This window comes from Mesonia mobilis DSM 19841, from assembly GCF_000423405.1.
GTDB classification, from domain to species: domain Bacteria; phylum Bacteroidota; class Bacteroidia; order Flavobacteriales; family Flavobacteriaceae; genus Mesonia; species Mesonia mobilis.
Window position 1 is genome coordinate 40,496 of sequence record NZ_AUHX01000012.1, and the last position, 25,310, is coordinate 65,805.

21 protein-coding genes are annotated in these 25,310 nt (G+C 37.9%); 2 read left to right on the top strand and 19 right to left on the bottom strand.

The window, feature by feature from the left end:
- Window positions 1–70: 70 nt before the first annotated feature.
- Entirely contained in the window at window positions 71–664 is a 594-nt protein-coding gene (locus tag G551_RS0109865; RefSeq protein ID WP_027885430.1) for a DUF6134 family protein, read from the top strand.
- A gap of 64 nt (window positions 665–728) precedes the next feature.
- On the opposite strand, the gene G551_RS0109870 is transcribed toward G551_RS0109865, so the two are convergent.
- Window positions 729–1,298 carry a T9SS type A sorting domain-containing protein gene (locus G551_RS0109870; protein ID WP_169558814.1) on the bottom strand — a complete coding sequence of 190 codons (570 nt, stop codon included), beginning with the start codon at window positions 1,296–1,298 and terminating at the stop codon, window positions 729–731.
- Window positions 1,299–1,535: 237 nt separating this feature from the next.
- Between G551_RS0109870 and G551_RS0109875 the strand changes: the two genes are divergently transcribed.
- Window positions 1,536–2,420 (top strand): AraC family transcriptional regulator, encoded by an 885-nt coding sequence (locus tag G551_RS0109875; RefSeq protein ID WP_027885432.1) that lies wholly within the window; start codon window positions 1,536–1,538, stop codon window positions 2,418–2,420.
- A 55-nt stretch (window positions 2,421–2,475) separates the two neighbouring features.
- Here G551_RS0109875 and G551_RS0109880 read toward each other — a convergent pair whose 3' ends face one another.
- The 18 genes from G551_RS0109880 to G551_RS0109965 all read right to left on the bottom strand — a co-directional run bounded on the left by G551_RS0109880 (window position 2,476) and on the right by G551_RS0109965 (window position 25,306).
- Entirely contained in the window at window positions 2,476–3,801 is a 1,326-nt protein-coding gene (locus G551_RS0109880; RefSeq protein WP_229797333.1) for a TolC family protein, read from the bottom strand.
- A 1-nt stretch (window position 3,802) separates the two neighbouring features.
- Complete coding sequence (locus tag G551_RS0109885; protein WP_027885434.1) at window positions 3,803–6,916, bottom strand: efflux RND transporter permease subunit; 3,114 nt, start codon at window positions 6,914–6,916, stop codon at window positions 3,803–3,805.
- Window positions 6,917–6,919: 3 nt separating this feature from the next.
- Entirely contained in the window at window positions 6,920–7,978 is a 1,059-nt protein-coding gene (locus tag G551_RS0109890; RefSeq protein ID WP_027885435.1) for an efflux RND transporter periplasmic adaptor subunit, read from the bottom strand.
- 20 nt (window positions 7,979–7,998) lie between these two features.
- Complete coding sequence (locus G551_RS0109895) at window positions 7,999–8,595, bottom strand: TetR/AcrR family transcriptional regulator (protein WP_036243654.1); 597 nt, start codon at window positions 8,593–8,595, stop codon at window positions 7,999–8,001.
- Window positions 8,596–9,055: 460 nt separating this feature from the next.
- Window positions 9,056–9,610, bottom strand: coding sequence for a DUF4494 domain-containing protein (locus G551_RS0109900; protein ID WP_027885437.1), 555 nt, complete (start codon window positions 9,608–9,610; stop codon window positions 9,056–9,058).
- Between the two features lie 319 nt (window positions 9,611–9,929).
- Window positions 9,930–10,571, bottom strand: coding sequence for a DUF6266 family protein (locus tag G551_RS0109905; RefSeq protein ID WP_027885438.1), 642 nt, complete (start codon window positions 10,569–10,571; stop codon window positions 9,930–9,932).
- 88 nt (window positions 10,572–10,659) lie between these two features.
- Window positions 10,660–11,133 (bottom strand): DUF6943 family protein, encoded by a 474-nt coding sequence (locus G551_RS15650; protein ID WP_051191358.1) that lies wholly within the window; start codon window positions 11,131–11,133, stop codon window positions 10,660–10,662.
- Between the two features lie 231 nt (window positions 11,134–11,364).
- A complete protein-coding gene (locus G551_RS15655; protein WP_036243656.1) occupies window positions 11,365–11,661 on the bottom strand; it encodes a helix-turn-helix domain-containing protein in 297 nt (98 codons plus the stop codon).
- A 767-nt stretch (window positions 11,662–12,428) separates the two neighbouring features.
- Complete coding sequence (locus G551_RS0109920; protein WP_027885439.1) at window positions 12,429–14,357, bottom strand: heavy metal translocating P-type ATPase; 1,929 nt, start codon at window positions 14,355–14,357, stop codon at window positions 12,429–12,431.
- Between the two features lie 12 nt (window positions 14,358–14,369).
- Window positions 14,370–15,368 carry a sodium:calcium antiporter gene (locus G551_RS0109925; protein ID WP_027885440.1) on the bottom strand — a complete coding sequence of 333 codons (999 nt, stop codon included), beginning with the start codon at window positions 15,366–15,368 and terminating at the stop codon, window positions 14,370–14,372.
- A 2-nt stretch (window positions 15,369–15,370) separates the two neighbouring features.
- Window positions 15,371–16,051 (bottom strand): lipoprotein signal peptidase, encoded by a 681-nt coding sequence (locus G551_RS0109930; RefSeq protein ID WP_027885441.1) that lies wholly within the window; start codon window positions 16,049–16,051, stop codon window positions 15,371–15,373.
- 44 nt (window positions 16,052–16,095) lie between these two features.
- Window positions 16,096–16,887 (bottom strand): cation diffusion facilitator family transporter, encoded by a 792-nt coding sequence (locus G551_RS0109935; RefSeq protein WP_027885442.1) that lies wholly within the window; start codon window positions 16,885–16,887, stop codon window positions 16,096–16,098.
- Window positions 16,888–16,972: 85 nt separating this feature from the next.
- Window positions 16,973–17,404 (bottom strand): cytochrome P450 family protein, encoded by a 432-nt coding sequence (locus tag G551_RS0109940; RefSeq protein WP_027885443.1) that lies wholly within the window; start codon window positions 17,402–17,404, stop codon window positions 16,973–16,975.
- Between the two features lie 128 nt (window positions 17,405–17,532).
- Window positions 17,533–18,936 carry a dihydrolipoyl dehydrogenase gene (gene lpdA, locus G551_RS0109945; RefSeq protein WP_027885444.1) on the bottom strand — a complete coding sequence of 468 codons (1,404 nt, stop codon included), beginning with the start codon at window positions 18,934–18,936 and terminating at the stop codon, window positions 17,533–17,535.
- A 90-nt stretch (window positions 18,937–19,026) separates the two neighbouring features.
- A complete protein-coding gene (locus tag G551_RS0109950) occupies window positions 19,027–19,461 on the bottom strand; it encodes a Fur family transcriptional regulator (protein WP_027885445.1) in 435 nt (144 codons plus the stop codon).
- Window positions 19,462–19,476: 15 nt separating this feature from the next.
- The gene (locus G551_RS0109955; protein ID WP_027885446.1) at window positions 19,477–21,906 is read right to left on the bottom strand and encodes a multicopper oxidase domain-containing protein; all 2,430 of its coding nucleotides are present in this window, start codon (window positions 21,904–21,906) and stop codon (window positions 19,477–19,479) included.
- A gap of 97 nt (window positions 21,907–22,003) precedes the next feature.
- Window positions 22,004–22,567, bottom strand: a complete 564-nt coding sequence (locus G551_RS0109960) for a DUF305 domain-containing protein (protein ID WP_027885447.1) — start codon at window positions 22,565–22,567, stop codon at window positions 22,004–22,006.
- A gap of 210 nt (window positions 22,568–22,777) precedes the next feature.
- Window positions 22,778–25,306, bottom strand: a complete 2,529-nt coding sequence (locus G551_RS0109965; RefSeq protein ID WP_027885448.1) for a heavy metal translocating P-type ATPase — start codon at window positions 25,304–25,306, stop codon at window positions 22,778–22,780.
- Window positions 25,307–25,310 lie beyond the last annotated feature (4 nt).

Genomic DNA, 25,310 nt, shown 5'->3' on the forward strand with positions numbered 1-25,310 from the left:
TTGTCAGGTTTCGATCACTTTATTATCTAAATTTTTGTGTTATCTTTCTACATCTTTAAGCTCTTGTTACATGAAAAAACTTTTACTTCTATTCCCTATTTTGATTTTATTTGCGTTTACTTCTTCAACTACACAAGAAGAACGACATGTGTTCGATATTATTCATAAAGGAAAAAGTATCGGTACGCTTTACGCTAAAAAAGAACAGGTAGGTTCTAAAACAATTTACAGCAATCGCACCGAAATTGATACTCGAATTATCGCGAAGATCGAAGTCGATTACAACTATAAAGTTGTTTATGAAAACAGTAAACTATCGCATGCGTATGTTTTGATTTTATTCAACGGAAAAGAAAAAACCAATACGTATACTGATAAAAATAGTCAGGGTTATATTTTTTATGAAGACGATGAAGAAGAAAACCGAATTCACGAATCGATCACTTACGGAACCGTAAATTTAATGTTTGAAGAACCTGAAAATATAAATAAAGTTTATGCAGAAGAACACGGAACTTTTCATTCGATAAAAAAAGTTGATTCACATACTTACGAAAAAACTTCTCACAAAGGTAAAACCTCTATTTACAAATATAAAGATGGAGAATTGGTAGAGGCTGAAATAGATGCGGGATTAATAAGTTTTAAGATTGTAGCCAAATAAAAAAAACGCCACAAAGTAGGCTTGTGACGTTTTTAAGTTTTGGTATTTGGGGTTGTAGTCTATATTACTTAGTGCTTACACTTTTATAAAAACTTCTGCTATCAGTAAGTACTGCAATCATATAATCTCCTGCCGGTACTTCAGAAAAATCAAAAGTCTTTTTAAGAACTAAATCGCTATTTCTTAAAGAAGAAACAATTTCACCTTTTGCGTTGTAAACAAAAACTTGCGTATTCTCCTCACTAGGATTAGTAAAAGACAACTTTACTTGATTTTTAACTTGCTTAAAAGTTGGCTTAAAAATAATTTGAGAATCTTTTTTAACAATTACCGAACTATTTTCTTTTACAATCTCTTTAGTATAAATTGTATTAGCATCTTCTAAGTGAAGGTAATAAGTACCTTCAGATAATAATTCTAAACTTAAACTCTTTTGAAATTTGTTGCCTAATTGCTCTTCTTTAAAAAGCACTTTTCCATCTACATCTAATAAAGTTAACATATCTCCTTCTTGAGCATCATTCAACTCTACCATTAAAATTTGATTTTTAGCAACAGCTACATCAAAATTCTTTGCTGCTTGTACATTATTAAATCCTAAAACTAATAATAATGTTACTACGATTGTCTTCATTGTTTTCTGCATAATCTTAAGTTTTAATGGTTAATAATTATTTACTTGATTATTACATACAAATGTAAGTGCATAAGTAGGAGAATTTTATAACTGAATATACACAAATATGTACTATATTAACCCTTATCTATCACTTAACGTTAATTCAATAGTTAATTATAGACATAATAATAGAAGTGCTTTATTTTTATTATTTTCTTAAATTAATGCTTCTATTTTTTAGAGAATCACAATATGAGTGCGAAAAAAAATTCTAAGCCAATTTTAGAAAAAGTTGAACCTTTATTTGGGAGTTCTTTTTCTTACAAACATTTTAACCAAGATAACCTGAATAAAAGTGAAAAATTCTGGCATTATCATCCCGAGTTAGAATTGGTTTACGTGAATAGAGGTTCCGGTAAACGCCAGATTGGAAGTCACGTTTCTCATTACAGAAATGGAGACCTTATACTTATTGGCTCAAACTTACCGCATTGTGGTTTTACCGACCAAATGAAAGAAGGACAACAGGAAACGATTATTCAATTTTTGCCAGATTTTTTAGGTCAGTATTTTTTTGATATTCCAGAAATGTCTTCTGTTAAAAATTTATTTGAACGTGCTGCAAAGGGAATTGTCTTTCACGGGCAAAATAAAAGAACGATCGGCGCTAAAATTCAAGGGCTTCGTTATGAAGACAGCTATCATAAACTTCTGGGCTTGCTGGAGATTTTGAAGCTTTTAGAAGAGGCCAAAAATTATACGGTTTTAAATGCTGAAGGTTTTATGCTCGAAACTAAACTTGAAGATAATAACCGCATCAATACTGTTTTTAATTTTGTAAAAGAAGAATTTAAACGTCCCATCCCTCTAGAGGAAATCGCAGAACTGGTGAATATGACGGTTCCTGCATTTTGCCGCTATTTTAAAAAAATTACCGGCAAAACCTTTGTGCAATTCGTGAATGAATATCGATTAGCACACGCGGCTAAATTATTGCACGAAAAACAAATTAGCATTACCGATGTTTGTTTTGAAAGTGGTTTTAATAACTTCAGCTACTTCAACAAAAAATTTAAAAGTCTTACCGGAAAGTCTCCTTCTACTTACAGAAATGAATTAAACTTTAGTATAAGCTAGAGTTATAAAAAAAACCTCGTAAACGAGGCTTTTAAATTTTTTACAAATAATAATATTATTTCGTAGAGCTTAATAATTGATTTGTGTTGTACAAATACATAGCTTCAGATTGCTCATAAGCAACTCTTGCATTTACCCAAGTAGCTTCTGCTTCTTCTAAAGACTTCCTAGCATCTAGCAAATCAGTAAGATTTTTAAGTCCACTATCGTAATTATCTTTTTGAGTTTTTAAATTTTCTTGTGCATATAAAACTCGATCTTTAGCATACTCAATTTGCTTATAAGCGTTTTGTAGATCATACCAGCTTTTCATGATACTTACCGTTAATTGATCTTCTGCATCTTTTAATTTATTCTCACTAATTTCAACCTCTATTTCTTGTTGCTGAAGTTGCTTTTTCTCACCAGACCACCAAGCAGAAATGGGTATTGTAATACTCCCAAATGCAATAGGCTGAATGTCTACTCCTAAATCTCTACTAAAAGAGTCAAACTTTGCAGCACTAACCCCTACTCCAATACTAGGTAATAAGTCTGCTCGTTCATTTTTTACTTGTAACTTTGCCGCTTCTACCTGTTTTTGTAATAAGCGATACCTATTGTTATCTTGTAAATCTAACTCTGGGTTTTGATAGGTTAATGCTGGTGATGGTACTGGTTCTTTAAAATTTGCTTGTGCTACCAAAGTGGTATCGTAACTAATACCTGCGAATAATGCTAAATCTAATAAAGCTAATTTACGTTGGTTAGCTATTTTATTTTCCTGAAACAATACATTGCTTTTTTCTACTTTTACTTGTAATAATTGATTTTTAGCAATGAGTCCCGCATCTAATAAATCTTGTTGTTGCTTTAATAATTCGTTTAAATAAATTTTACTACTAGCGATAACTTTTTGTTGCTCTTGCAACTGTACTAATTGCCAGTATTTTGTTTCTGTTACTAAAACTACAGAGTCTGTAGATTCTTCTGTACTTAACAAACTTGCTTCTTCTTGTATTTGAGCTAATTGATTGGATAAATTCACCTTACCACCTGCATAAACTACTTGAGATGCCGTGGCAGATATGCTATAAAAGTTATCGAAACCATTGGGTAGAACCCCTACAATAGGTGGTATTATATCGTCAAAGCCATAGATACCTAATGCCATCGCTTCAACTTCTGGAAAATAATTGGTATAAGCTTCTTTTCTAGCTAATGCTGCCTTTTCTGCTCTAAGCTTTCCGTTTTTAATATTTCGACTATAATCTATAGCAGACTTTTTTACTTCGTCTAAATTTAATTCTTGAGCATAGCTAAATGGTACAAATAAAAATGTACATATAAAGAAAAGAATAGTCTGTTTTGTAAGAATTATTTTTTTTGATGTTTTCATCATTTTATTCTTTTTCGGTGGTTAAATTTTCATCTTGGTTTTCTTCATTTCTAAAAAATAACCAATACAATACAGGTAAAACGTACAGAGTTAATACCATAGAGACCAGAAGACCAAATGCAATTACGGTACCTAATGGTCCCCATAAACTTGATCTACTTATAATCATAGGGGTAACTCCCACTGCTGCTGCCGATGAGGTTAAGAAAATAGGGCGCATCCTACGTTGTGCAGATTGCATTGCAGCATCCCAAACATTTTTGCTGTGATGCTCTCTTAATTCATCTGCAAAATCTATGAGTATAATTCCGTTTCTTACCACAATACCACATAGAGCTAATACTCCTAAAAATGAGGTAAAACCATAAGGGTATTGCATTAATAATAAACCTAATGCAGCTCCTAAAATACTTAGTGGCATCGTCATAAAACTTAAAAATGCGTGTTTAAATGATTTAAAGTGCCAAATAAGAATAAGGATAATTAAAAGAATGCTTATAAGTAAAGATACTTGCATAGGCACTAAGTTTTCTTGAGACATTTCGTACTCACCACCGTAACCAATTTCTATATGTTTGGGTATGTTTAGTTCTTCTAATTTTGGTCTTATTTTATCGAGCACCACATTGGCTACAGCTCCTTTTTCTATATCTACTCGAATGGTTAAACATCTTCTACCGTTACGCCTAACTATTTGCTCTTGTTCCCAAGAAGGTTTTACCTCTGCTACCTGTTTTAGGGGAACAATTTTACCTGTGGTTGGAGAGATTATGGACAATTGATTTAATTCTGAAATACTTTGAGCTTCGCTGTTTTCAGATTTAATTTTCACATTAATTGCATAATCATCTTCGTATAATTGAGTAGCTTGCAGGCCTTCCATATTCATAGCAATACTATTACCTATGTCTTCTTTGGTTAAGCCAACTTGAGCTGCTTGATCTTCTTTTATATCTATACTTATTGTAGGATAACGCTCTCCAAAATTACTTCTGCTCCAGATAGTTTGAGGTGTTTTTCTTGCCGCATCTATTACTAAATTTCCGTATTCTTGAAGTTCTTCAATATCATCACCATATAACCTAATTTCTATTGGTGCTGGCTTACTCACCATATTAAGTTGCTTCATACGTAAGTAAGCATTCGGAAACATCTCTGCATACTTTTTATCGTATTCTTCTAATAACTCTTCTGTTGCATCATTAGAAGTGGTAGTTACTAATATTTGAGCATAATTTTTAGCTGGAAGATTAGGTGCATATACCATATGAAAACGTGGAGAACTTTCTCCTATAAAACTGGTATAATTTTCTACTCGCTCTTCTTTAGCTAATATTTTTTCAAATTTATTTACAACTGCTGCTGTTTCCTCTAAATTACTTCCTTGACTTAAAGTTACCTCAACTGCAAATTGATCTCGTTCCACAATAGGAAATAATTCTTGACTTACATTAGAGAATAAATAGCCTCCAACTAATACAGCAAGTATTCCTGCCAATACCGTAAGTTTATAATGCTTCATCGCTTTTTCTACTGTTCTGTTGAAAAAGTTTTGAAGACGATCTAGCATAGACTTCTTTTTTTGTTTTTCCTGCTCATCTTTATCTGAATGTAAACCTTTCTTAATAAATACCGTATTAAGAAATGGCACCAATAAAATCGAAATTGCTAATGATAAAAACAAGGCTATAGAAATGGTAAAAGGAAAAGTACTTAAAAAGTCTTTTGCTGTACCAGACATAAAAAACATTAGCGGAAAGAAGGTTGCCGAAATAGCTAAAGTAGCTGTAAATACAGAAGGAAATAATTCTTTTGCACTATGGTAGGCGGCATTCCATCTAGATTCTCCTTCATCTAATTTTTCAATATAATTATCTATCACTACAATAGGATCGTCTACTACAATACCTAATACTACAATTAGCGCAGCTAGTGTTACCGTATTCAACTCCATCCCAAGCATATACATTACAGCAAGAGTAGCAGAAATGGTAATAGGGATTGTAGCTGCAGCTAACGAAGCTACTCTAAACGGTAAAAGCAACATACATACAATAATCACACCCATTAAAGCATAACCAAACTCTTTCATAAAATGACTTATAGAGTGATCTACTGCTACAGGTTGGTCTGCACTTGTACTTATTTCTATATCTGAAGGTAGCTCTGCTTCTAATTTTGCAAGGTGTTCTTTAACTTCTTCTCCAAACTGAACGATATTATTACCCTTAGCCATTTCAAGAGTAATAATCATAGCTTTTTCGCCTCCAGTTTGTATAAAAGAATCTGGATCTTCATAAGCTTTTTTTACTTGAGCAATATCGCTAACCTTTACTACATTGCCATTGTCATCGGTTTTAACAATATGGTCTGCTACATCTGTTATATCGTGTAAAAATGCATCTAGATGAATAGGCTTATCAAAGTTTGCTTCTTCTAAGGTCCCTCCGGGTAAAATAGTGCCTCGAGTTTGCAAACTTTGCATAAGCAGGCCTGGACTAATGCCATACTCGGCCAATTTGTTTTGATCTACCTGTATTTCTATTTGTTCGGTAAGGCCGCCAGAATAACTAATTTTTGCCATATCTTCTATCTGGCGCAAATCGTCTGCTATGTCTTCTACGTGTAACTCAAGGTCTTTATAAGGTCTAGTTTCTGATTTTACCGATAAAATCATTGCAGCAGTATTTCCAAAATCGCTGTTTACTACAATCCCTCTTACACCTTTAGGTACAGAACGCTGCTGAAAGACAAAAAGATCGTTTTTAAGTTTATTCCAAAATTGTTGTGTTTCGTCTTTACCAACACGGTTTGCTACTTCTAAGTATACATAACTCATCCCATCTTTCGAGTAAGAATAAGTCTTAGTTTTATCTACCTCGTTAAAAGAAAAAAGATATTTCTCTAATTTAGAAGTAAGCTGTGTTTCTACCTCCTCTGCCGTAGCACCGGGATAAACCCCAACTACAAGTCCTGTTCTTATGGTAAAATCTGGAAACTCATTACGAGACATATTAAAAAGTCCAATAAGTCCGATCATCAAAAATGTAAATGCTAGCGCAATAGGGAAAACTTTGTTCTTCATTCCCCACGCAATAAGATCTTGTTTCTTTTTCATGGGTTACTTTGTTCTCAAGGTTATAGGTGTATTATTAGTAAGTTTATGGTAGCCAGAAGAAATTACTTGATCACCAGCTTTTAAGCCATTCGTTATCGCAATACCTTCATTATACAGATTACCAACTTCTATTAATTGTCGTTTTGCCGTATTAGAAGTTGGATCTACTAAATACACAAAATGTTCTCCTTTATCTGTAATAGAAACTAAATTGACTGGCAGTATAATTTCTGAATTTTCTTTTTTAGGCTGCTCTGTTTTTACGTCGGGAAACATAGCCTTACAACTCATTCCTGCTTTTAGTATTCGGTCAGGATTTGGTAAAGTAATTTTTGCCTCATATACTGGAGTTTGCTCACCAGTCTGTACCGAAACTTCAGTTAAAACACCGCTAAATTGCTTATTTAAAGCTTCTACTTTTACAACAGCAGAATCACCTTCTTTAAAGTTATTTACTTCTTGATCTGAAAGCGAAATAACCGCTTGCATTTGATCGGTATCTAGTAATTGTAAAACTGGCATACCAGGACTAGCTACATCTCCCACTTCCATTAGCTTGGCTCCAATATATCCAGAGAATGGGGCTTTAAGCTGAGTTTTCTTTACATTTTCATAAGCGGCATTGGCTGCTGCTTGTGCTTGTTTATAATTAGAACGAGCTTCTACCATTCTAATTTCGGCAATGCTCCCTTTTAGATAGACTTCATTAATGCGTGTGTAGTTTTCTTTTGCCAATTCGGCTTGTGCTCTTTTTGCTTCATATTGTTCTCTATAGCTAGTGGCATCGATGCTCGCTACCAAATCTCCTTTTTGCACATACTCTCCTAAACTTACAGCTATATTATTAATGTTTCCTGAAACCTGAAAGCTTAACTGCGCTGTCTTTTTGGCTTTAATAACTCCAGAAAAACGTGAAGATGCTTTTGCTGAAGAACCCGAATAAGCGCCTACAGTAAGAACTTCAACTGCAATAGGGTCTATACTTTTAGTTGTTTCTTCCTTTTTACATGAAAACAGAATTGAAACAGCTATCAAAAAAATAAAAATTGAATTATTTTTCATATTGAATTGTTTATGTGAATTTACTTTAGAGAATTGATCATTAATTGAGTTATCCACTGTAATTGCTCATTAGGATCTCCTTTTACAGTTTCGTAAAGAAAAATTTCTTTTTTGATACTTCCGGCAGAAGTAACAATTGCTACCGATAAAAAATGTAATTTTTCTGAGGCAATAGGTTTAATTTCATTTTTTTCTATGGCCCACAGCAAACAGTTTTTTATGATTTCTATTTCTTCATCTTTAATTTTTCTAAAAAGATGAACCATAAATTTGGTATCACTTTTTATATCTGCTAGCAAATTTTCGTAGGTATCTAAAGCTTCAATCAAGTGGTTTAACCTTCCTTGCGTATAAAGATTTAGATTTTTTTCAATGGTAAGGTTGGGTGATAATTGTTTAAAGATAACCTCGAGCATATCTTCATAAAAATCTTCGCAAAAAGCTTTAAAAACCGCATCTTTATTTTCAAAATAATAGTAAAGAGTACTTCTTCCTTTTCCAGAGGCTTTAGCAATTAACTCCATATTGGCTTTTTTAAAGCCGTAATTTTTAAATACAACTTTAGAGGCTTCTATAATTTGATGTTTTACAGATTCATCTTTTTTAATTTTCGACATAAACCTTATAAATGTTCATTTTTCGACAAAAATATAAATAATGTTTATTCAGAATGAATGAATATGGACTTTAACAAAAATTTATTGTGAGTTGAAGTTTACCGTGATAAGTTAGAAAAATTACACTTTGCGCCATTACGCAAGGATGGTTTTTCTGAAGTATAAAATGATCAAAATCCTTTTTTAGACGTTCTGTTTTCATGGCTGTTTTTAGAGATAAATTTCATTTAATTTATCTTCAACCAATAATGGTAAAGCGCCAATTATTAGCCTTTATGAGTGTTTAAACTTAAGTTTACGTTAAAAAATAAGACTTTACCTTAAAAGAATATCAAAACAGATTAATTTATTTAATTTGGAAACACTTAGATTGAATTTATAATAAGCAAAAACCGTTTTGGTACTACCCAAAACGGTTTTTATTTTTTTGTTGAAAGATTAATACCACTTTCTAAAATATTTATTCAGCAACTAAAGCATCTTCGTTTGCTAAAGCTTCGTCTTCATTATTCTGAAATGGCACAGAATCCTTTAAACGCATAAATTCTTCTACACGCTCTGCATCTTCTTCTTCACCTGTAAAATAGGGGAAAACATCCATAATTGGAGATTCAGAAATAGCAGGAATATTATACTCTCCCATCGTATCGCGCATCACGTGAGTCGTGTTATCGTAAGCTTCTTTTATATCGTTTGCTTGCACTAAAAGATATTGGTTGGTTTTACGCTCTTTACCGCTTTCTTGGTCGTAAGCAATGAGGGCTATTTTTGCTTTAAACCAACGATCTGCCAGTTCAAACGGATGAATTTCAGCATAATTAGCTACCTTGATATTGGTAATTAAAATCTCTTCACCCTCACTTAAATACACCGACATTTCTTCGGTAATTCTCTTTTCTGCTTCAGTATACGAAATGGCATCGACCAAAAAAGGTTCTGTTTTTACCTTTCGAGCTCCGGAAGCTTCATCGGTTTTTCTATATTTCACCTTACATTCATACCAAGTTGCGCTCATAATTTTCAATTTTTAGAGCGCCAAAAATACAGTTTCAGCCTTAGCAATCAAGTAACATAAAACAATAGATATTCACAATTCTAACTGTGGACTTCTAAATTATTTAAAATGAATTATCTATCAAGAAAATTATTTTACTTCCCGATACAATATGTAACTTACCTTATATTTATTAGGGTTAGAGCATTTGGGCAACAAATAGGATACAAAAAACACCCAAAAAGGGTAAATTAAGGGCAATCATTAATAAATTCAATTACGAATATAGCATAAAAAAACCACTCATAAAGAGTGGTTTCATACATAAAAACATCAACCGTTAATTAGCTGTTCCAGAGCCTAAATAAACGCTGTTTGAGACGATACTACCATCAGCAGTAATAAATGCCATAAAAAGCTCAACAGTATCACCTGCATAGGTACTTGGAATTGTAATGATTTGAGATCCTACAGTTCTATCAGCACCATCAAGAATATACATTGATTCTTTTTTACTTGGATTGTAAACTAAAATCATTGCTTTATCAGTTGCATTTGCATTACCTTCAGCAGAGTTATCATCCCAAGTAAATTCTACTTGTCCCGCAGTTGCTAAATCTGTTGCAGGGTTCAATGCTCCAGATAGATTACCTCTACTTAATAAAGCTAAAGAATAATCTACAGTAAAGTTTGGTGCAGCTCCTGTAATCGCATTATTCAATACATAAGACATTGCTGCATTAAACTCTGTTTTTTGCACCGCATAAGATTTATACCCTTTCTTGATAAAACCTAAATTCGGTTGAAGATACTCCAAAGTAACAGTAAACTTGTTTCTTTGGTTAACTTGTCCTTCTGTTCGTGGATTTGCCACATTTGAAGGCTTAATTCTCAAATAGTCAATACCTTTCCAAGAAGCACCAACTACGTTTCCTACTTTACCTGATACACCGCCCAGGATTCCTTGTGAAATAACACCCATTGTATATAAAATTTAAAATTAATACTTGTTCGAAGTTGGTACGGACTTGGTACGGTCTTTAACCAACACAAGTAATATATGGCAAATACTATGCTAATAGATTGATTTGGTTTTTGTTGCCCTTTGTTGCCCGATTTTGCTTTTTAGAAAATAGATTTTGTATGTATGACACTTTTAAATCTGCCATTTTTGAAATTACTTTTTGAAGTTCAGCTTCTTTTTTACAAATTGCTGACACTATATTAATATGCTTTTGTAACTCAAATTCATCATTTAACAACGATGTGTAACTATTTTTTAAGGTGTTTCTGCAATCATCTATTGAGATAAATGGAATAACACTCCCTTTTAAATAATAAGCATAAAAACCGCCTATTTGCAACATCATTGATAAATGGTAAAGGGTTTGTTTTTCTTCTTCGGTTGATGTAGATACCACAAAACAATTAGGACAAGGATTTATTAAGGGCTTTCCGCTGTTTTGCCCTTTATTCAAAATAAAAAAATGAGGTTGCGAGTAGGTTCTTCCGATTTGGTGAGTTTTCAGTTCAAAAGTTGACATAGCTATCCAATTTAAAATTGCTTCGCTACGCTTCGCACCATTAATTTTTTAAAAGAAAAACAATAAAAAAAGAAAGCCGTATGTTCTTGTGGCGTGGATAAGGCTGTCAAGGTTTTTGGAAAAAATACTACCCTCTTTTTTTAATAATATTGGGGTGGAGATTTTTTTCAAAACCCGTAGGGCTTGACCTTTATAGCCTTGCGCGTTGGCTGTGGTAGCCACATATATTTGCTACCTTTTTTTATTTATTTTTTGTTGTTCTAAAACATCTAATATGTCTTGTTTTTTGTAAAAAATTCTGTTGCCCATACGAATTGGATTTAAAATGCCGTGTTTATTCCAGGAATGTATTGTTACTAAACTTATCCTTAAATAATCAGCTACTTCTTGTCTTGTTAGGATTTCATCATTTTGTTTTTTAGATAATTCTTTAAGGTAGTTTTCAATTTTAAACATTAGTTTATCTGCTACCGTATCTGCTAATTCATCTGCTGTAACTTCTGTGATTTGAATTGTTTTTGTAATCATCTTGTTTTCTTTTTAGTTAATTGATTTCCACTTTTTGGGGCATAAACTCTTAAAAAAATAGGTTATTACCAATTTGAGCGTTGGATGAAGCGTTTGTATGGGTAGCGTTTTAAATAGTTGTTTGATAAAACAGCATTTAAACAAGCTATTTATACAGGACTTTGAGACAATAGCTTTTTGTTTTTTTGAGGTACGAGAAAAAGCAATATGCTATGGCGTTGTACTACATTTTATGAACCTATTTTTTTATAACCGCTGACTTGGGTGGTGGGGAAAAGTGGTCTTTTATATTTGTTAACGAAATGAAACAAACAAAGACTTGAGGTAAGGAATAATTGGACTTAACGATGGTTTTGTGCAGCTTGAATGAGGTAACGAATATGCTTCATTTTAATCTAAAATTTCAAATGGTTATTGTTTCAATTTAGTTCGGATTTTTATTAAAAGTTCGGATGTGAGCGTGGGAAAAGCGGCTATTTTACATAATGGCGTTATAACTACAGCTTTGGTGATGCGGTGGGTGTAGCGGCTGCTATTATAACTACCCGTTATGTAAACATAGCTTGGGGTAGTTTTTGGTGTGAGGGATGGGAACAGCTCTTTGCTTTTTTATTGTACTACTTTTAAAATATAATAGCAAATAAAATAAGCAATGTGCTGTGTGAGGGTTGGCAACCAAAAACTACAAGTGCGGTGGATAGCGGAACAAAACAAAAGACAGAGGATTCTGAGGTACGAAAAAACTGGGTTTTGGGTTGTGGGGACAATTACCAACTCATTCGTTGTAATCTAACTGCATTTAAAATTGCTAATAATGCTACTCCTACATCTGCAAAAACTGCTTCCCACAATGTGGCCATACCAATTGCGCCCAAAATCATAAAGATAATTTTTACACCGAAAGCCAGACCAATATTCTGCCATACGATGCGTCTTGTAGACCGACCTATTTTTATTGCCCTTGCAATTTTAGAGGGTTGGTCGGTCTGGATAATGACATCCGCCGTTTCGATGGCCACATCACTACCCAAACCACCCATTGCAATGCCAACATCACTTATCGCCAAAACCGGGGCATCGTTAATACCATCGCCTATAAATGCTACTTTGGTTCCGGATTGCTTTTTGAGTTCTTCGACTTCGTTCAATTTGTCTTCAGGCAACAATCCACCTTTTGCCCAATCGATATTTAACTCTTTTGCAACTTGTTGTGTAATAGAGTCCTTGTCGCCTGATAGCATTATAATCCTGGAAATTCCTGAATCTCGAATTTGTTTAATGGCTTGGTGTGCATCATCCTTTAATTCATCTGCAATGGTTACATAACCTTCAAATTTTCCGTCAATAGACACCATAACAATTGATTCTACAATACCATCTGTTTCCGAAGGAACTTCAATACTGTTTGAGGTCATCAATGCTTTGTTACCTACAAGTACTGTTTTTCCGTTGACCATCCCTTTCAATCCTTTTCCGGCAACCTCTGAAACATTGGTGGCCTCATAATCAGAACCGTCCGCTTTATATTCCAAGATCGCCTTGGCAATGGGATGTGTGGATTGTTCTTCCATCGCCATCAGGTACTTCATAAACGTTGCCTTTTCTAATGTTATGGGTTTGATTTCCTTTATTTTGAATACCCCGTGAGTAACGGTTCCTGTTTTGTCCATTACTACCGTATTCACTTGGGTCATTGCATCCAAGAAGGATGCACCCTTGAATAGAATACCGTTTCGGGATGCTGCACCCAACCCACCGAAGTAACCCAGGGGAATGGAAATCACCAATGCACAGGGACAAGAAATTACCAGAAAAATCAAGGCCCGGTATAACCACTCCTGAAATACGTACCCGTCCACAAAAAAATAAGGTAAAAACGTTAAGCATACTGCTAAGAAAACTACGATAGGAGTATAGATGCGTGCAAATTTCCTTATAAACAGTTCGGTCTTTGATTTACGTGCTGTGGCATTTTGCACCATATCGAGAATTCGAGCAATGGAACTATCCTTAAATTCCTTGGTGGTTTCCACTTCTACAACACCTTCTAGATTGATGCTCCCGGCAAAAACCTTGTCTCCTTTGGCAATGGTGTCGGGTTTGCTTTCCCCCGTAATCGCTGCGGTATTGACCGATGCTTTTTTAGATAGCAATTGGCCATCTAAAGGGAACTTTTCACCTACGCGCACTTGTATTTTTTCTCCAATTTCAACGGTCTCGGGATCGACCGAAACATAATCGCCGTTCCGATACACCACGGCCTCATTAGGACGTACATCAAGAAGCGCCTTTATGTTGCCCTTTGCTCGTTTTACAGCTGCGTTTTGGAAAAGTTCGCCCACGGCGTAAAACAGCATTACGGCCACACCTTCCGGGTATTCCCCAATGGCGAACGCCCCTAAGGTTGCGATAGACATTAGGAAGAATTCGGTAAAGAAATCACCGTCCCTGATACTTTTCCATCCCTCTTTTATAACAGGAAAACCAACGGGGATGTAGGCTACCGCATACCAAGCGATTCGTACCCAACCTTTAAAAAACGGAAAGGCATCAAAGTAATCAATAGCAATTCCCGCTATCAACATCACAAAACTGAATATGGAAGGGATGTATTCCTTAATGCTCAGTTGTGATGAAACCTTATTTTCAATTGAAGGATCCTTGAGGTCTCTTAGATTTAGTTTTTTCTTTTTCATATATGTTTTATTTTAAAATAGTTTTAGAACAAAAAATACCATTGTCAATAGATAGACGATATAGGCTGCATCGAACGCGAATATCTGCCATCTGCTAAAACCGTGAAGTTCCTTGCTTTGATGGACAAAAAGGGAGTACAAAAGCGGCATCAGTCCAACGAAGGCAAGATTCACCCAAAACAACTGGAAATCTTCGATAGGGGTAGTAACCAGCGCCAACGGGAAAAAGGCGACCGTCATCGTAACAGCATTATCTGCGATAACACTAGTGGTGCCTGCCGTTACTTCGCCTCCTTTCACCACGCTCCAGGTCTTAAATATTTCAGGCGCGGTGGTCATTATACCCGTGATGAACAATCCCCCAACGATTTCAGAAATATTCAGGGCCGAAACAATATTTTCTGTTGCCTTAACAATAAAAAAAGCACCCACAGCTATGGCCAGGGCCCCGGCCACGGATAACCAGACTTTCTTTTTGTCCCATTCTACTTTTTCGCCCTTTTCCCTGCCTTTTATAATGGCATGCGTTAAAAAAGCAGCATAGGCAGCCAGCATAATATAGCCATCGATGGGTTGTAATCCACGCCAGGCTTTGGGAAGGGTTAGTATAGCTACCAAAGCAATGATTGCCAGGTAGGGGATGGACAATACCGAAACAGAACGTTTGTTCAGAGCCAGTAGGTTGGCATCCAGATGTTTTTGGTGTTCCTTATTATTTTTAAATTGCTTTCTGGAAGCAAAGTATGCAATGGTTACCATGAGCGGAATGGAAATGATATTGGAACCAAGCAAATTCCCCAACCCGATATCAGATACCCCACGGGCGGCGCTCGTAATATTTATCGCCACTTCAGGGCTCGCTGTTACAATAGCCAGGAAAGCTGCCCCTGCAGAAGCAGTAAGCCCCCATTGTTTGCGCAGCATCTTTAAAGGGGTAAGGAGTTGATCAGCACCCCAATGGGCAGCCCAAGCTGCCAATCCCAATACTACTACCCAAAGCCAAACGTTCATAACTAATCGTTGTTTATAATTTTTCTGTTACCCTCAGTATATTTCAACTTTTTATTTTCCGATATTTTCTGGTCTTTTTTTTGTTGGCTTTGAAAGATCAGGAGTAAAATCACTCCCGTGCTAATCCAGACATCTGCGGTATTAAATACAGGGTCAAAAAAAGTAAATTGATTACCTCCCCAAAATGGCATCCATTCCGGAAGCCTTGTATCAATAATGGGAAGGAACCACATATCCACGACATTGCCATTTAAAAATCCCGCATATCCACCCCCTGACGGGAATATTTCTGCAACGTTTTGTACTGCCGGATCACTTTTTTCAAAGATCAGTCCGTAAAATGCACCGTCAATCAAATTACCCAATGCACCTGCGTATATAAATGCTGCACAGATTACAAAAACCTTTGCATATCCTTCACGTATCATCTTTTTGATATAAAAAGTCCCCCAAACAATGGCGGCCAGCCGAAATAGGATCAAAACAAGCTTGGCCAGATATCCCTCCCCAAACTTAAAGCCCCAGGCCATTCCGGGATTTTCCAAAAAATGCAAGCGAAACCAATCCAGGCCAAATACGTAGTACTCCTCGCCATAATAAAAATGGGTCTTCACATAAATCTTTATGGTCTGGTCTATTGCCAACAACAGTAAAATCAATAATGCTACACTACTTTTATTCATAATTTCCTATTGTTTCCCAACGTCTTGTGCAACATATATTTGCATTATTTAGATAATTTTAAAATTCTTATGGCGCCCCGCATTACAAACGTGAAGACGATGCCGCCAATCACCAAATCGGGCCATTTGCTATTCAGAAAATAGACCAGTACCCCTGCCACTATAACCCCACCGTTTACAATGATATCATTGGACGTAAAAATGGCACTGGCCTGCATATGGGCCTCCTTACTTTTAGCCTTGTTTATCAACCAAAGCGAAATAAGGTTCCCCAGTAGGGCTAAAATGGAAACTACAATCATCCACTGGAACATTGGTGTTTCACTACTGGTAAAAAACCTTCTTAATACCTCTGCAAAACCAAGTGTTGCCAATGCCATCTGAAAATACCCGCTGAATTTTGCGACCTTCTTTTTTCTTGAAATGGCACCGCCTACCGCGAATAGGCTTAGCGCATATACGATGGAATCTGCCAGCATATCCAACGAATCCGCCACAAGTCCCATAGAAGAGGAAATCCAACCTGTGGTCATTTCGATAACGAAAAAACCAAAGTTGATGCCCAAGACCCACCAAAGGATTCTTTTTTGTTTGGATTGGTCTTCCATTACGGGTGGTTCGGCTTCTGTGGTTCCCTCTAAAGAATCCCCAAGGTTTAAACCGGCTATTGATGTTTGTATATCTTCAATGCCATCCACATGATATACTTCCAATTTCCTGTTGGGAATATCAAAATCCAAATATTTCACTTGAGCATAAGATTCCAACTTCATCCGGATCATCTGCTCTTCCGAAGGGCAATCCATTTTGGTTATCTTAAATGTTGTTTTCTCCATTATCTCTTTTTTTATTTTTAATATTCGTTATAATAGTTGTCCTTTATCCGGATACAATTGTTACAAAATCCTTTTAGCAGCAGGTTTACTTCTTCTGCCTGAAACCACTCCGGCAAAGGCACTTTTGCTCTTCATCTTTCTCCCATTTACCAATGTATGTTTCCCAGTAGCTCTTTTGAATTTTTAGGAACCCCCGCAGGCTATCCGGTTTCATCAAAGACATAGACATTTCATTTCTTTGCCTGTATGCTGAATTATTCAGTGTCTGGACACCCTTCTGGAGGAATAATGTTTTTTGCACTCTTTTAGGAGCAGCGTCTTTTCGCTGAAACTTTTCAGTGTCATAGAAAACCTCCGCGGCTTCTTTTCCACTCATGCAGATCGTTTCCTTTAACATCAAACGGGTTCTAAAAATATCGGACCAAAGCTTTTGACGCTTTTTCTGAATAAATTCATAGCCGTCACGAAGTAGCGTCAAACTACTATCGATGTTTTTGTCTTTCGGAATAGTTCTCATGCTCTTTACATTTTTAAAATATTTATTTTATTTTTTAGACCATAAACTTAAACTTAATACAAACTGATTTAAGTCTTATGAAATGATTAAAAACTGCCTAATCCGATTTTACAATTAAATTAAGGCCGTTAAATATGCAACGCTCTGTCTTCGGTGGCTGCCAGACAGGCCTCTTTAAAGGTTTCTGAAAAAGTTGGGTGCCCGTGGGACATCCTTGCAACATCTTCGGCAGATGCCCTGAATTCCATCGCTACCACCGCTTCGGTATAGCTGTCTGCAATGCGTGGCCCTATCATATGCACTCCCAATATCTCATCAGTTTCTTTATCTGCGATTACTTTTATGAAGCCGTCGGTGTCCATACTTATTTTCGCCCTTGCGTTGGCCTTAAAAGGAAAAGAGCCTGTTTTAATACTTCTTCCTGCTTCTTTCAATTCTTCTTCGGTTAAGCCTACCCCGGCCACTTCGGGCTGGGTATAAACAATATTAGGAATAAGCGAATAATTGATATGTGGCTTTTGATCTGCTATCCTTTCGGCTACAAAAACGCCCTCTTCACTGGCTTTATGGGCAAGCATTGCCCCTCGGATTACATCCCCAATGGCATATACACCCTTGACATTGGTTTCAAGGTTCTCATTTACCGTTACCTGTCCTTTCTCATTGGTTTCCACGCCAATGTTTTCAAGGCCTAAATTGGCGGTGTACGGTTTCCGGCCAATGGCCATAAGGCAATAGTCGCCTTCTAAATTCATTTCTTTTTTATCGGACAGGTTTTCCGCTTTCAATTCAACTTTGTTGTCCGTTGCTGTTGCATTGGTCACTTTATGTTCCAAATAAAACTCAATTCCCTGTTTTCTTAGGGAACGATGCAATTGATGTCCCAGTGCGCCATCCATAGTGGCGATGAGGCTATCAAAATATTCCACAATAGACACCTTAGAGCCCAGGCGGGCGAAAACAGAACCTATCTCAACCCCGATAACGCCTCCACCAACGACCAATAAATGGTCGGGAATTTCCTGTAGGGCAAGGGCTTGGGTGGAAGAGATTATCCTTTTTTTATCGATTTTAATATTGGGCAAGGAAGCGGGTTTGGACCCTGTGGCAATGATAATTTTATCGGTTTCTATAGTTTCCGTTTTAGCTTCGGCCTTAATCTCAATCGTGTTTTTGTCCTTGATGGTGCCGTGGCCTTCATAAACGGTAACCTTGTTCTTTTTCATCAGATAATCAACACCATTGATGATTTCCTGTACCACATCCTGAACCCTTTGGTTCATTTTCAGGATATCGACATTGGCTTCTTTAACATCAATCCCAAATTTTTCGAATTGATGCTTGAGTTTGTAATAATGCTCAGAGGCTTCCAACCAGGCTTTTGACGGGATACAGCCCACGTTAAGGCAGGTGCCGCCAAGCGTGTTGTACCTTTCAATAATGGCTACTTTTAATCCTAATTGGGCGCAACGGATCGCACTTACATACCCGCCCGGGCCAGATCCTATTATAGTTACATCAAATTTTTCCATATTCATATTTTTTTTAAGTTCGTTACGGTGGAAAAAACCTTAAGCTTGACCATTGGGGGCTGGGATTCAGGCTTAAGGCACTCCCACCTATTATTTTTTACTACAATTTTTACATATCCCTTTTAATACCAGGTTCACATCGTTCACCTCATACTGGTCTGGCAAACTCTCTTCCGATATTTTATTTGGTAAACAGATTGTTTTCTTACAATCGGTACAATGAAAGTGCATATGTAAACCTGTACTGAGTTTAACATTGGTGTTTTCATCAGAAAGCGCATATTTTGCCACTCCTGTCCCATCGTTGATCTGATGAATCAACCCTTTATCCTCAAAAGTCTTGAGATTGCGATAAAAGGTAGTCCTGTTTGCTGTTTTATTGGTTTCGCTCTTTTGAACAAAGGCCTTTTTCAAATCGGAAAAGGACACGGCACTTTGCTTCCTTTTCAGAAACTTGTATATCTTCGACCGCATTTGAGTAGGTCGAATACCGTGATTTGATAATATTTTTTCCGTTTTGGTCATCGAAATTTTACAGTATCAAAACCTTAGAGAGAGTCCTCCACCGGCACCAAAGCGGTTATCATAACTTCCCATCAGGGAAAAATTCTTGGATAAAAAATATTCAATACCTGTGCTCCAAGTAATCTCTTTTTTGAAATTATCTCCTTGAGGCAGTTCATCTACCCACCCAAAATCTGCCTGGTACTCGTACATTCCGAACAATATTGTTCGTGGAAAAATACTGATCGCACGGCTCAGGCTAATCTGCGGGCGTAGCTTACTATCCATCCTCACATCCAATGTAAATAAGTAGGGCGTAAGATATCGTACCCCTGCTATTGCCGTTGTTGTTATCTCATCGAGGCTATCCTCCATTTCGTTCTCGACATTTACACCGCCAAAAACCGTCAAATAATCATAAAGGTACCTATCATAAGCAGCTTCCACTTCCATATTTTTGTTCCATCCATATTCCCCCCGGAAACTAAACTGATTTCGGATATTAGACGATATGAGGTTCAATGTGGTCATATGCGATGCCGCATCTATCATTCCATAGGAATAATACTGATCGGTCTCATCCAGAAGCTTGGAGACCGGATATTCTTCTAGCCTTGGATCCCTAGGGGTGTCATAGCTTACAATGCGTGCCATACCACTTACTAAATGGTAAAGGATATGGCAATGGAAAAACCAATCGCCGTATTCATTGCCATAGAATTCAATGGTCAACTTTTGCATTGGCGGCACATTGACCGTGTGTTTTAGAGGGGAATATTCCCCGTTTTCATTGATGACCCTAAAGAAGTGGCCGTGAAGGTGCATCGGGTGGTGCATCATAGTCAAATTGTTGAAGGTAATCCTGGTTACCTCGTCTCCCTTGATCTTTATTTTATCTGCTTCAGATAGAGGAACACCGTTCATACTCCAGATATAGCGTTGCATATTCCCGGTAAGGTTCAATAGGATTTCGGATACGGGCACATCGGGATCATAGCTGGTCTTCTCTGGCGACTTCAGGTAGTCATAGTTGTATTGCGAAAACATAGCCATTCCCTGCATGCCATCTGCTTCGTCCATTACTTCCCGTCCGGCAGTCGGGTTCGTCTTGTTCATATCCTCCATTTGAGAGGCCTCTTTCATTTTGGTATCCATCCCGGCCATTTTGGAACGGTCCATCTGCATCGAATCCTTTTTCATATCCATTTGCATTCCGTCCATTTCATCTTTCTTCATTTCCATATCCTTACCATTGGACTTGTCCCCATTCATCATATCCATATTCATTTCCTTCATTCCTTCCATCTGCATATTATCGTCCATTTGCATGCCCCATTTCTCCTTCATCTGATATCGCTCGTCTTTGCCCGGGCGGAATTTTAAAGCGGGTGCACCCATTTTCATTTTCATTTTGGCCATTTGCTGCATCATCCCGATTTTATCCGGTCTGGATACATCGGGTGCAGCAACGATAGGGCCTTGGCCCAAGTAAGCAGTTGCGGTTCCGGAGCCATCCTGGGCCATAATTTTAAATTCCAGTTTGCCGTTCTCCGGTATGGTCACGATAAAATCGTAGGTTTCCGCAACGGCAATAAAGGTTTTGTTTCTTTTAACAGGAACAACATCTTTACCATCTGCCGAGACAAGCAAAGGGTCTGGGCCGCCAAAGGCCATCCAAAATGAAGTTGATGCAGAGCCGTCAATAATGCGCAGGCGTACTTTCTCCCCAGGTTTGAATTCGGGATATTCCACATTTTCTTCTCCATTTATTAAGAACGCCGGGTAATATATGTCCGCTATATCCGCGCTTTCCATACGCTGTCTCCAAAAATCGACCTGTGCGCCCAGTGCCCCCCTGGCAATAACCTGGTTGAGCGGTGTGGCCGTCCCTTTTCTTATATTGTACCATTCTGTGCCCCGTTTTAAAAACCGCATTACATCCCGGGGCTTTTCATTGGTCCAGTCAGACAATACCAAAACCTGCTCTTTATCATACTCCAATGTTTTGTCTTTCGGTTGTATGACGATGGAGCCAAAAACACCACTCTGTTCCTGCAACATCGTATGGGAATGGTACCAATAGGTACCATTTTGCTTTATTGCAAATTCATATTTCAAGGTTTTGCCGGGTTCTATAGGTGGGGTAGAAAGGTAGGGTACACCATCATAAAAATTGGGCAGCAACATACCGTGCCAGTGAATGGAAGACTCTACGCTCATTTCATTCTTCACATAAATTATGGCATATTCCCCTTCATTAAAATCTAATGTGGGCCCGGGGATCTGACCGTTTACGGTCATACCCATAACCGGCTTGCCAGCCTTGTTGACCTGTTCTTCCCGCAAGGTCAACGTGTATTCCCGCACAGGTAAATTGTCAACGTTTCCTTCTACGGATTTTTCGGTTTGGGCTTGTAATACCAAGGCAAGCAGCAAGGCAAAAAAAGTCAATTGAGATGTTTTCATATATAGTATTATTTTGACATTAAAAGTTAGCAACAAAAGCACAAGACACATCCCAATGTTTTTTAGCGAACTCAGAAATTAGTATTAATTGATTCAATTATTCATTCAGATTTCGTGTTTCTTCTTCAAGCAAGCCTTCAAACTCAGGCAAGGGCCTGTTTTTCTTTTCCTCTTCTGTTTCCACCGTACCATTTTCCCTGATATCGTTGATCAACCATTGCATTTCCATAATTTCCCTACGTTGCGCCTTGATAATTTCATCAGCGAGTTTCCTTACCCGTATATCCTTAATTTGAGCACGATCACTCGTTAAAATAGCTATTGAATGGTGTGGGATCATCCCTTCCATGTAGTCAACACCCGTGACAGTAACCTGACTTCTCACCAAACCAATACCACCGGCAATCAATACGATACCCGACACGATGACCGCTATGTTTGCCCCTCGTTTTTTATACATATTCAGCATAAACAGGAGCATTATAATGATCATGGAACCGGCCATGATCAGCGTCATAAAAAGCCTTGTTTCACTAAACCAGAAGTGATCAATAATTTGATAAGAATTAGTGTACATTAAAAAGAACATTGCCACCATGGCGGTTGCAATCATTGCGAAAAATTTAGCATAGTTGTTGCCGTTTTTTTGATTGTTTTTCATTTTTTTGGTTTTATAAATTAATTGTTATATTCTTAAATAGTTTAAAATCAAAATCCTATAAAAGTCCTACTCATCCAAACGACCTGAATATTTATGGATACTAAGGCCTGTAAGAATGATATAATACGATTTTTCATAATGACCAGTTTTTTATGTCTATAAAAGCTGTTATTTCATTTACTCAAAGTTAATAAAACTGTTATAACTTTTTCATGCCTTTTTATAAGCCAAAAGGCGTAGCGCATTGGCCACGACCACCAAGGTAGACCCCTCGTGAAACGCAACGGCAACCCCTATGTTTGCCCAGCTCAAAATGGTGGCCGGTATCAGAAGTGCCACAACCCCAAGGCTTACCCAAAGGTTCTGCTTGATAATGGCCTTTGCCTTTCTGCTCAGGCCAATGGCAAAGGGCAGGGTTTCTAACTTATCTGCCATTAGGGCAACATCCGCCGTTTCCAGGGCCACATCGCTTCCGGCCGCTCCCATTGCTATGCCCACGGTACTGTTTGCCATTGCGGGCGCATCGTTTACGCCATCGCCCACCATTGCGACTTTGGATTCCTGTTCTTTCAATTTTTTGATGGCATCTACCTTTTCTTCCGGTAACAGGCTGCCCCAGGCATCGGTCAACCCAATTTCTTTCGCCACGGCATCGGCAACCTTTTGATTATCCCCGGTTAGCATTATCATCCGCTTGATACCGATTTCCTTTAATTTTTTCAGTGTTTCCCTGGCTGCTTCCCGTGGGGTGTCCATCAGGGCGATAATGCCGATATATTCTTTGTTCCTTCTTATAAGCATTGTTGTATTTCCACCCCCTTCGAGTTCACGGACTTTCGTAATTATCTCTTCGGAAGGGGTGCTCTCATCAAGCCCTTCGTACAGGTCGAGGTTACCGACATAGATTTTATCATTGCCCAATGACGCTTTGATACCTTTGCCCAGAACGGCCTCCAAATTAGAGGCATTTGGGATTTCCTCGCCTTCCAGACGCTCTTTTCCATCACGAACTACAGCTTTGGCCAGGGGGTGATCACTAAGACCTTCCACGGCTACTGCTATTTTGAGAAGTTCGTTTTCAGATATATTTCCAAGTGGCACCACTTGGGTAAGTTTTGGCTTTCCTTCCGTTAGAGTTCCGGTTTTATCGAAGGCGAGGGCAGTCAATTCTCCCAGATCCTCTAGTGGTCGGCCTCCTTTAATTAATACCCCGCCACGGGCGGCCCTGGCCACTCCACTCAATACAGCACTTGGGGTCGAGATTGCCAACGCACAGGGACTTGCAGCTACCAGTACCGCCATAGCCCGGTAAAAGCTGGCGCTAAAGGGTTCGTCTATTACAAGAAAAGCGAATAAAAGAATACCAACCAAAATAAGGACGGATGGCACAAAATATTTTTCGAATTTATCGGTGAGCAACTGGGTAGGCGATTTTTGAGTCTGAGCTTCGTTAACCAGTTTCACCAATCGGGAAAGCGTTGAATCTTTGGCTGCTTTGATCACTTTAATTTCCAAAGTATTGTTCCCATTGATCGTTCCGGCAAAAACGCGGTTTTCATCCTTGATATCATCTTGCGCCGAATAATCCTTGTCAACATCTTCTACGGGAACTTTATCTACCGGTACACTTTCCCCGGTAATCGGAGCTTGGTTGACACTGCTTTTTCCGTTGACCACAACGCCATCGGCAGATATTTTACTGTTCGGCTTGACCACGATAATATCGCCTATACCCAATTTTTCGATACCCACCTCTTCGGTTTTGCCATCTTTTTTGAGCAAAGCTGTTTTTGGTGCGAGATCGGCAAGGGCCGCTATGGACTTTCGGGCCTTGTTCATTGCATAGTGTTCCAGGGCGTGGCCAAGGCTGAACAGGAACAGCAAGAGTGCACCTTCGGCCCATTCTCCCAGAACAGCGGCACCTATGGCGGCCACCAACATTAAAAAATCGATTTCAAAACCACCTTTGGCAACGGTCTGTATGGCCTCTTTTGCCGTAAAGTAACCCCCAAAAAAGTAAGCACCTATGTATAAAGTAAGACTGACCCAATCTGGGATGGATGCAACATAGGAAAGTCCGAAACCTATCCCGAGAAGGGCGCCGCAGATAATAGAAAAAATAAGCTCCGTATTTTTACCGAAAATCCCACCGTGGGCGTGCCCTTCTCCTTCCTCGTGGGTCTCGCCCTCTTTGTGCTCGTGCCCCTCTGTGGAAGTTTGTTCTTTAGTATCTTCCTTCTTTGAACGCTCCTGTTTTTTGGATGCTTTGGTGTAATCATTTTCGTTTGAAGAACTCCGCTGAATCTGAAGGTATTCTTTTTCAATTTGTTTACTTATTTCATCAAAATTCGTTTGCTTTTTATCAAATTCAAGTCGTACCATTCCAGAGCCTGAAACGGAAACTTCCAAAACTCCATTGATTGCCAAAAGGCTTTTCTCGATGGAACGAGCGTGCCTTGTATGTCTAATCCCCTCAACCTCTAAAAGAAGATGACCATATTTTTCTGTAATTTCTGCCCCGGTTCTTTCTGCCAATGATTGAATGCTGTCAATAGAAATTATATCCGGATCATAATGAAAGCACAGTTGCGGCACCGTATCTTCCTGATCATCTACTATATGTACTTTTTCAAGACCCTCTTTGGCCTCTAATTCAGCAATGAGCCTTTGCACACAAGTGTCTTTTTCATTTGGCACCTGAGGTAGCAATACCGGAATTTTTAGTTGTAGCTTTTTCATATCC

What these genes read in the sequence shown, in the direction of transcription:
- G551_RS0109900 (WP_027885437.1), bottom strand. Translation starts at nt 9,610, where the DNA reads ATGAGCGCAACTTGGTATGAATGTAAGGTGAAATATAGAAAAACCGAT.
- G551_RS0109960 (WP_027885447.1), bottom strand. Translation starts at nt 22,567, where the DNA reads ATGAAAAACAATCAAAAAAACGGCAACAACTATGCTAAATTTTTCGCA.
- G551_RS0109955 (WP_027885446.1), bottom strand. Translation starts at nt 21,906, where the DNA reads ATGAAAACATCTCAATTGACTTTTTTTGCCTTGCTGCTTGCCTTGGTA.
- G551_RS0109895 (WP_036243654.1), bottom strand. Translation starts at nt 8,595, where the DNA reads ATGTCGAAAATTAAAAAAGATGAATCTGTAAAACATCAAATTATAGAA.
- G551_RS0109905 (WP_027885438.1), bottom strand. Translation starts at nt 10,571, where the DNA reads ATGGGTGTTATTTCACAAGGAATCCTGGGCGGTGTATCAGGTAAAGTA.
- G551_RS0109875 (WP_027885432.1), top strand. Translation starts at nt 1,536, where the DNA reads ATGAGTGCGAAAAAAAATTCTAAGCCAATTTTAGAAAAAGTTGAACCT.
- G551_RS0109920 (WP_027885439.1), bottom strand. Translation starts at nt 14,357, where the DNA reads ATGAAAAAGAAAAAACTAAATCTAAGAGACCTCAAGGATCCTTCAATT.
- G551_RS0109890 (WP_027885435.1), bottom strand. Translation starts at nt 7,978, where the DNA reads ATGAAAAATAATTCAATTTTTATTTTTTTGATAGCTGTTTCAATTCTG.
- G551_RS0109930 (WP_027885441.1), bottom strand. Translation starts at nt 16,051, where the DNA reads ATGAATAAAAGTAGTGTAGCATTATTGATTTTACTGTTGTTGGCAATA.
- G551_RS0109870 (WP_169558814.1), bottom strand. Translation starts at nt 1,298, where the DNA reads ATGAAGACAATCGTAGTAACATTATTATTAGTTTTAGGATTTAATAAT.
- G551_RS0109935 (WP_027885442.1), bottom strand. Translation starts at nt 16,887, where the DNA reads ATGGAGAAAACAACATTTAAGATAACCAAAATGGATTGCCCTTCGGAA.
- G551_RS0109880 (WP_229797333.1), bottom strand. Translation starts at nt 3,801, where the DNA reads ATGATGAAAACATCAAAAAAAATAATTCTTACAAAACAGACTATTCTT.
- G551_RS0109950 (WP_027885445.1), bottom strand. Translation starts at nt 19,461, where the DNA reads ATGACCAAAACGGAAAAAATATTATCAAATCACGGTATTCGACCTACT.
- G551_RS15650 (WP_051191358.1), bottom strand. Translation starts at nt 11,133, where the DNA reads ATGTCAACTTTTGAACTGAAAACTCACCAAATCGGAAGAACCTACTCG.
- lpdA (WP_027885444.1), bottom strand. Translation starts at nt 18,936, where the DNA reads ATGGAAAAATTTGATGTAACTATAATAGGATCTGGCCCGGGCGGGTAT.
- G551_RS0109940 (WP_027885443.1), bottom strand. Translation starts at nt 17,404, where the DNA reads ATGAGAACTATTCCGAAAGACAAAAACATCGATAGTAGTTTGACGCTA.
- G551_RS0109885 (WP_027885434.1), bottom strand. Translation starts at nt 6,916, where the DNA reads ATGAAAAAGAAACAAGATCTTATTGCGTGGGGAATGAAGAACAAAGTT.
- G551_RS0109965 (WP_027885448.1), bottom strand. Translation starts at nt 25,306, where the DNA reads ATGAAAAAGCTACAACTAAAAATTCCGGTATTGCTACCTCAGGTGCCA.
- G551_RS15655 (WP_036243656.1), bottom strand. Translation starts at nt 11,661, where the DNA reads ATGATTACAAAAACAATTCAAATCACAGAAGTTACAGCAGATGAATTA.
- G551_RS0109865 (WP_027885430.1), top strand. Translation starts at nt 71, where the DNA reads ATGAAAAAACTTTTACTTCTATTCCCTATTTTGATTTTATTTGCGTTT.
- G551_RS0109925 (WP_027885440.1), bottom strand. Translation starts at nt 15,368, where the DNA reads ATGAACGTTTGGCTTTGGGTAGTAGTATTGGGATTGGCAGCTTGGGCT.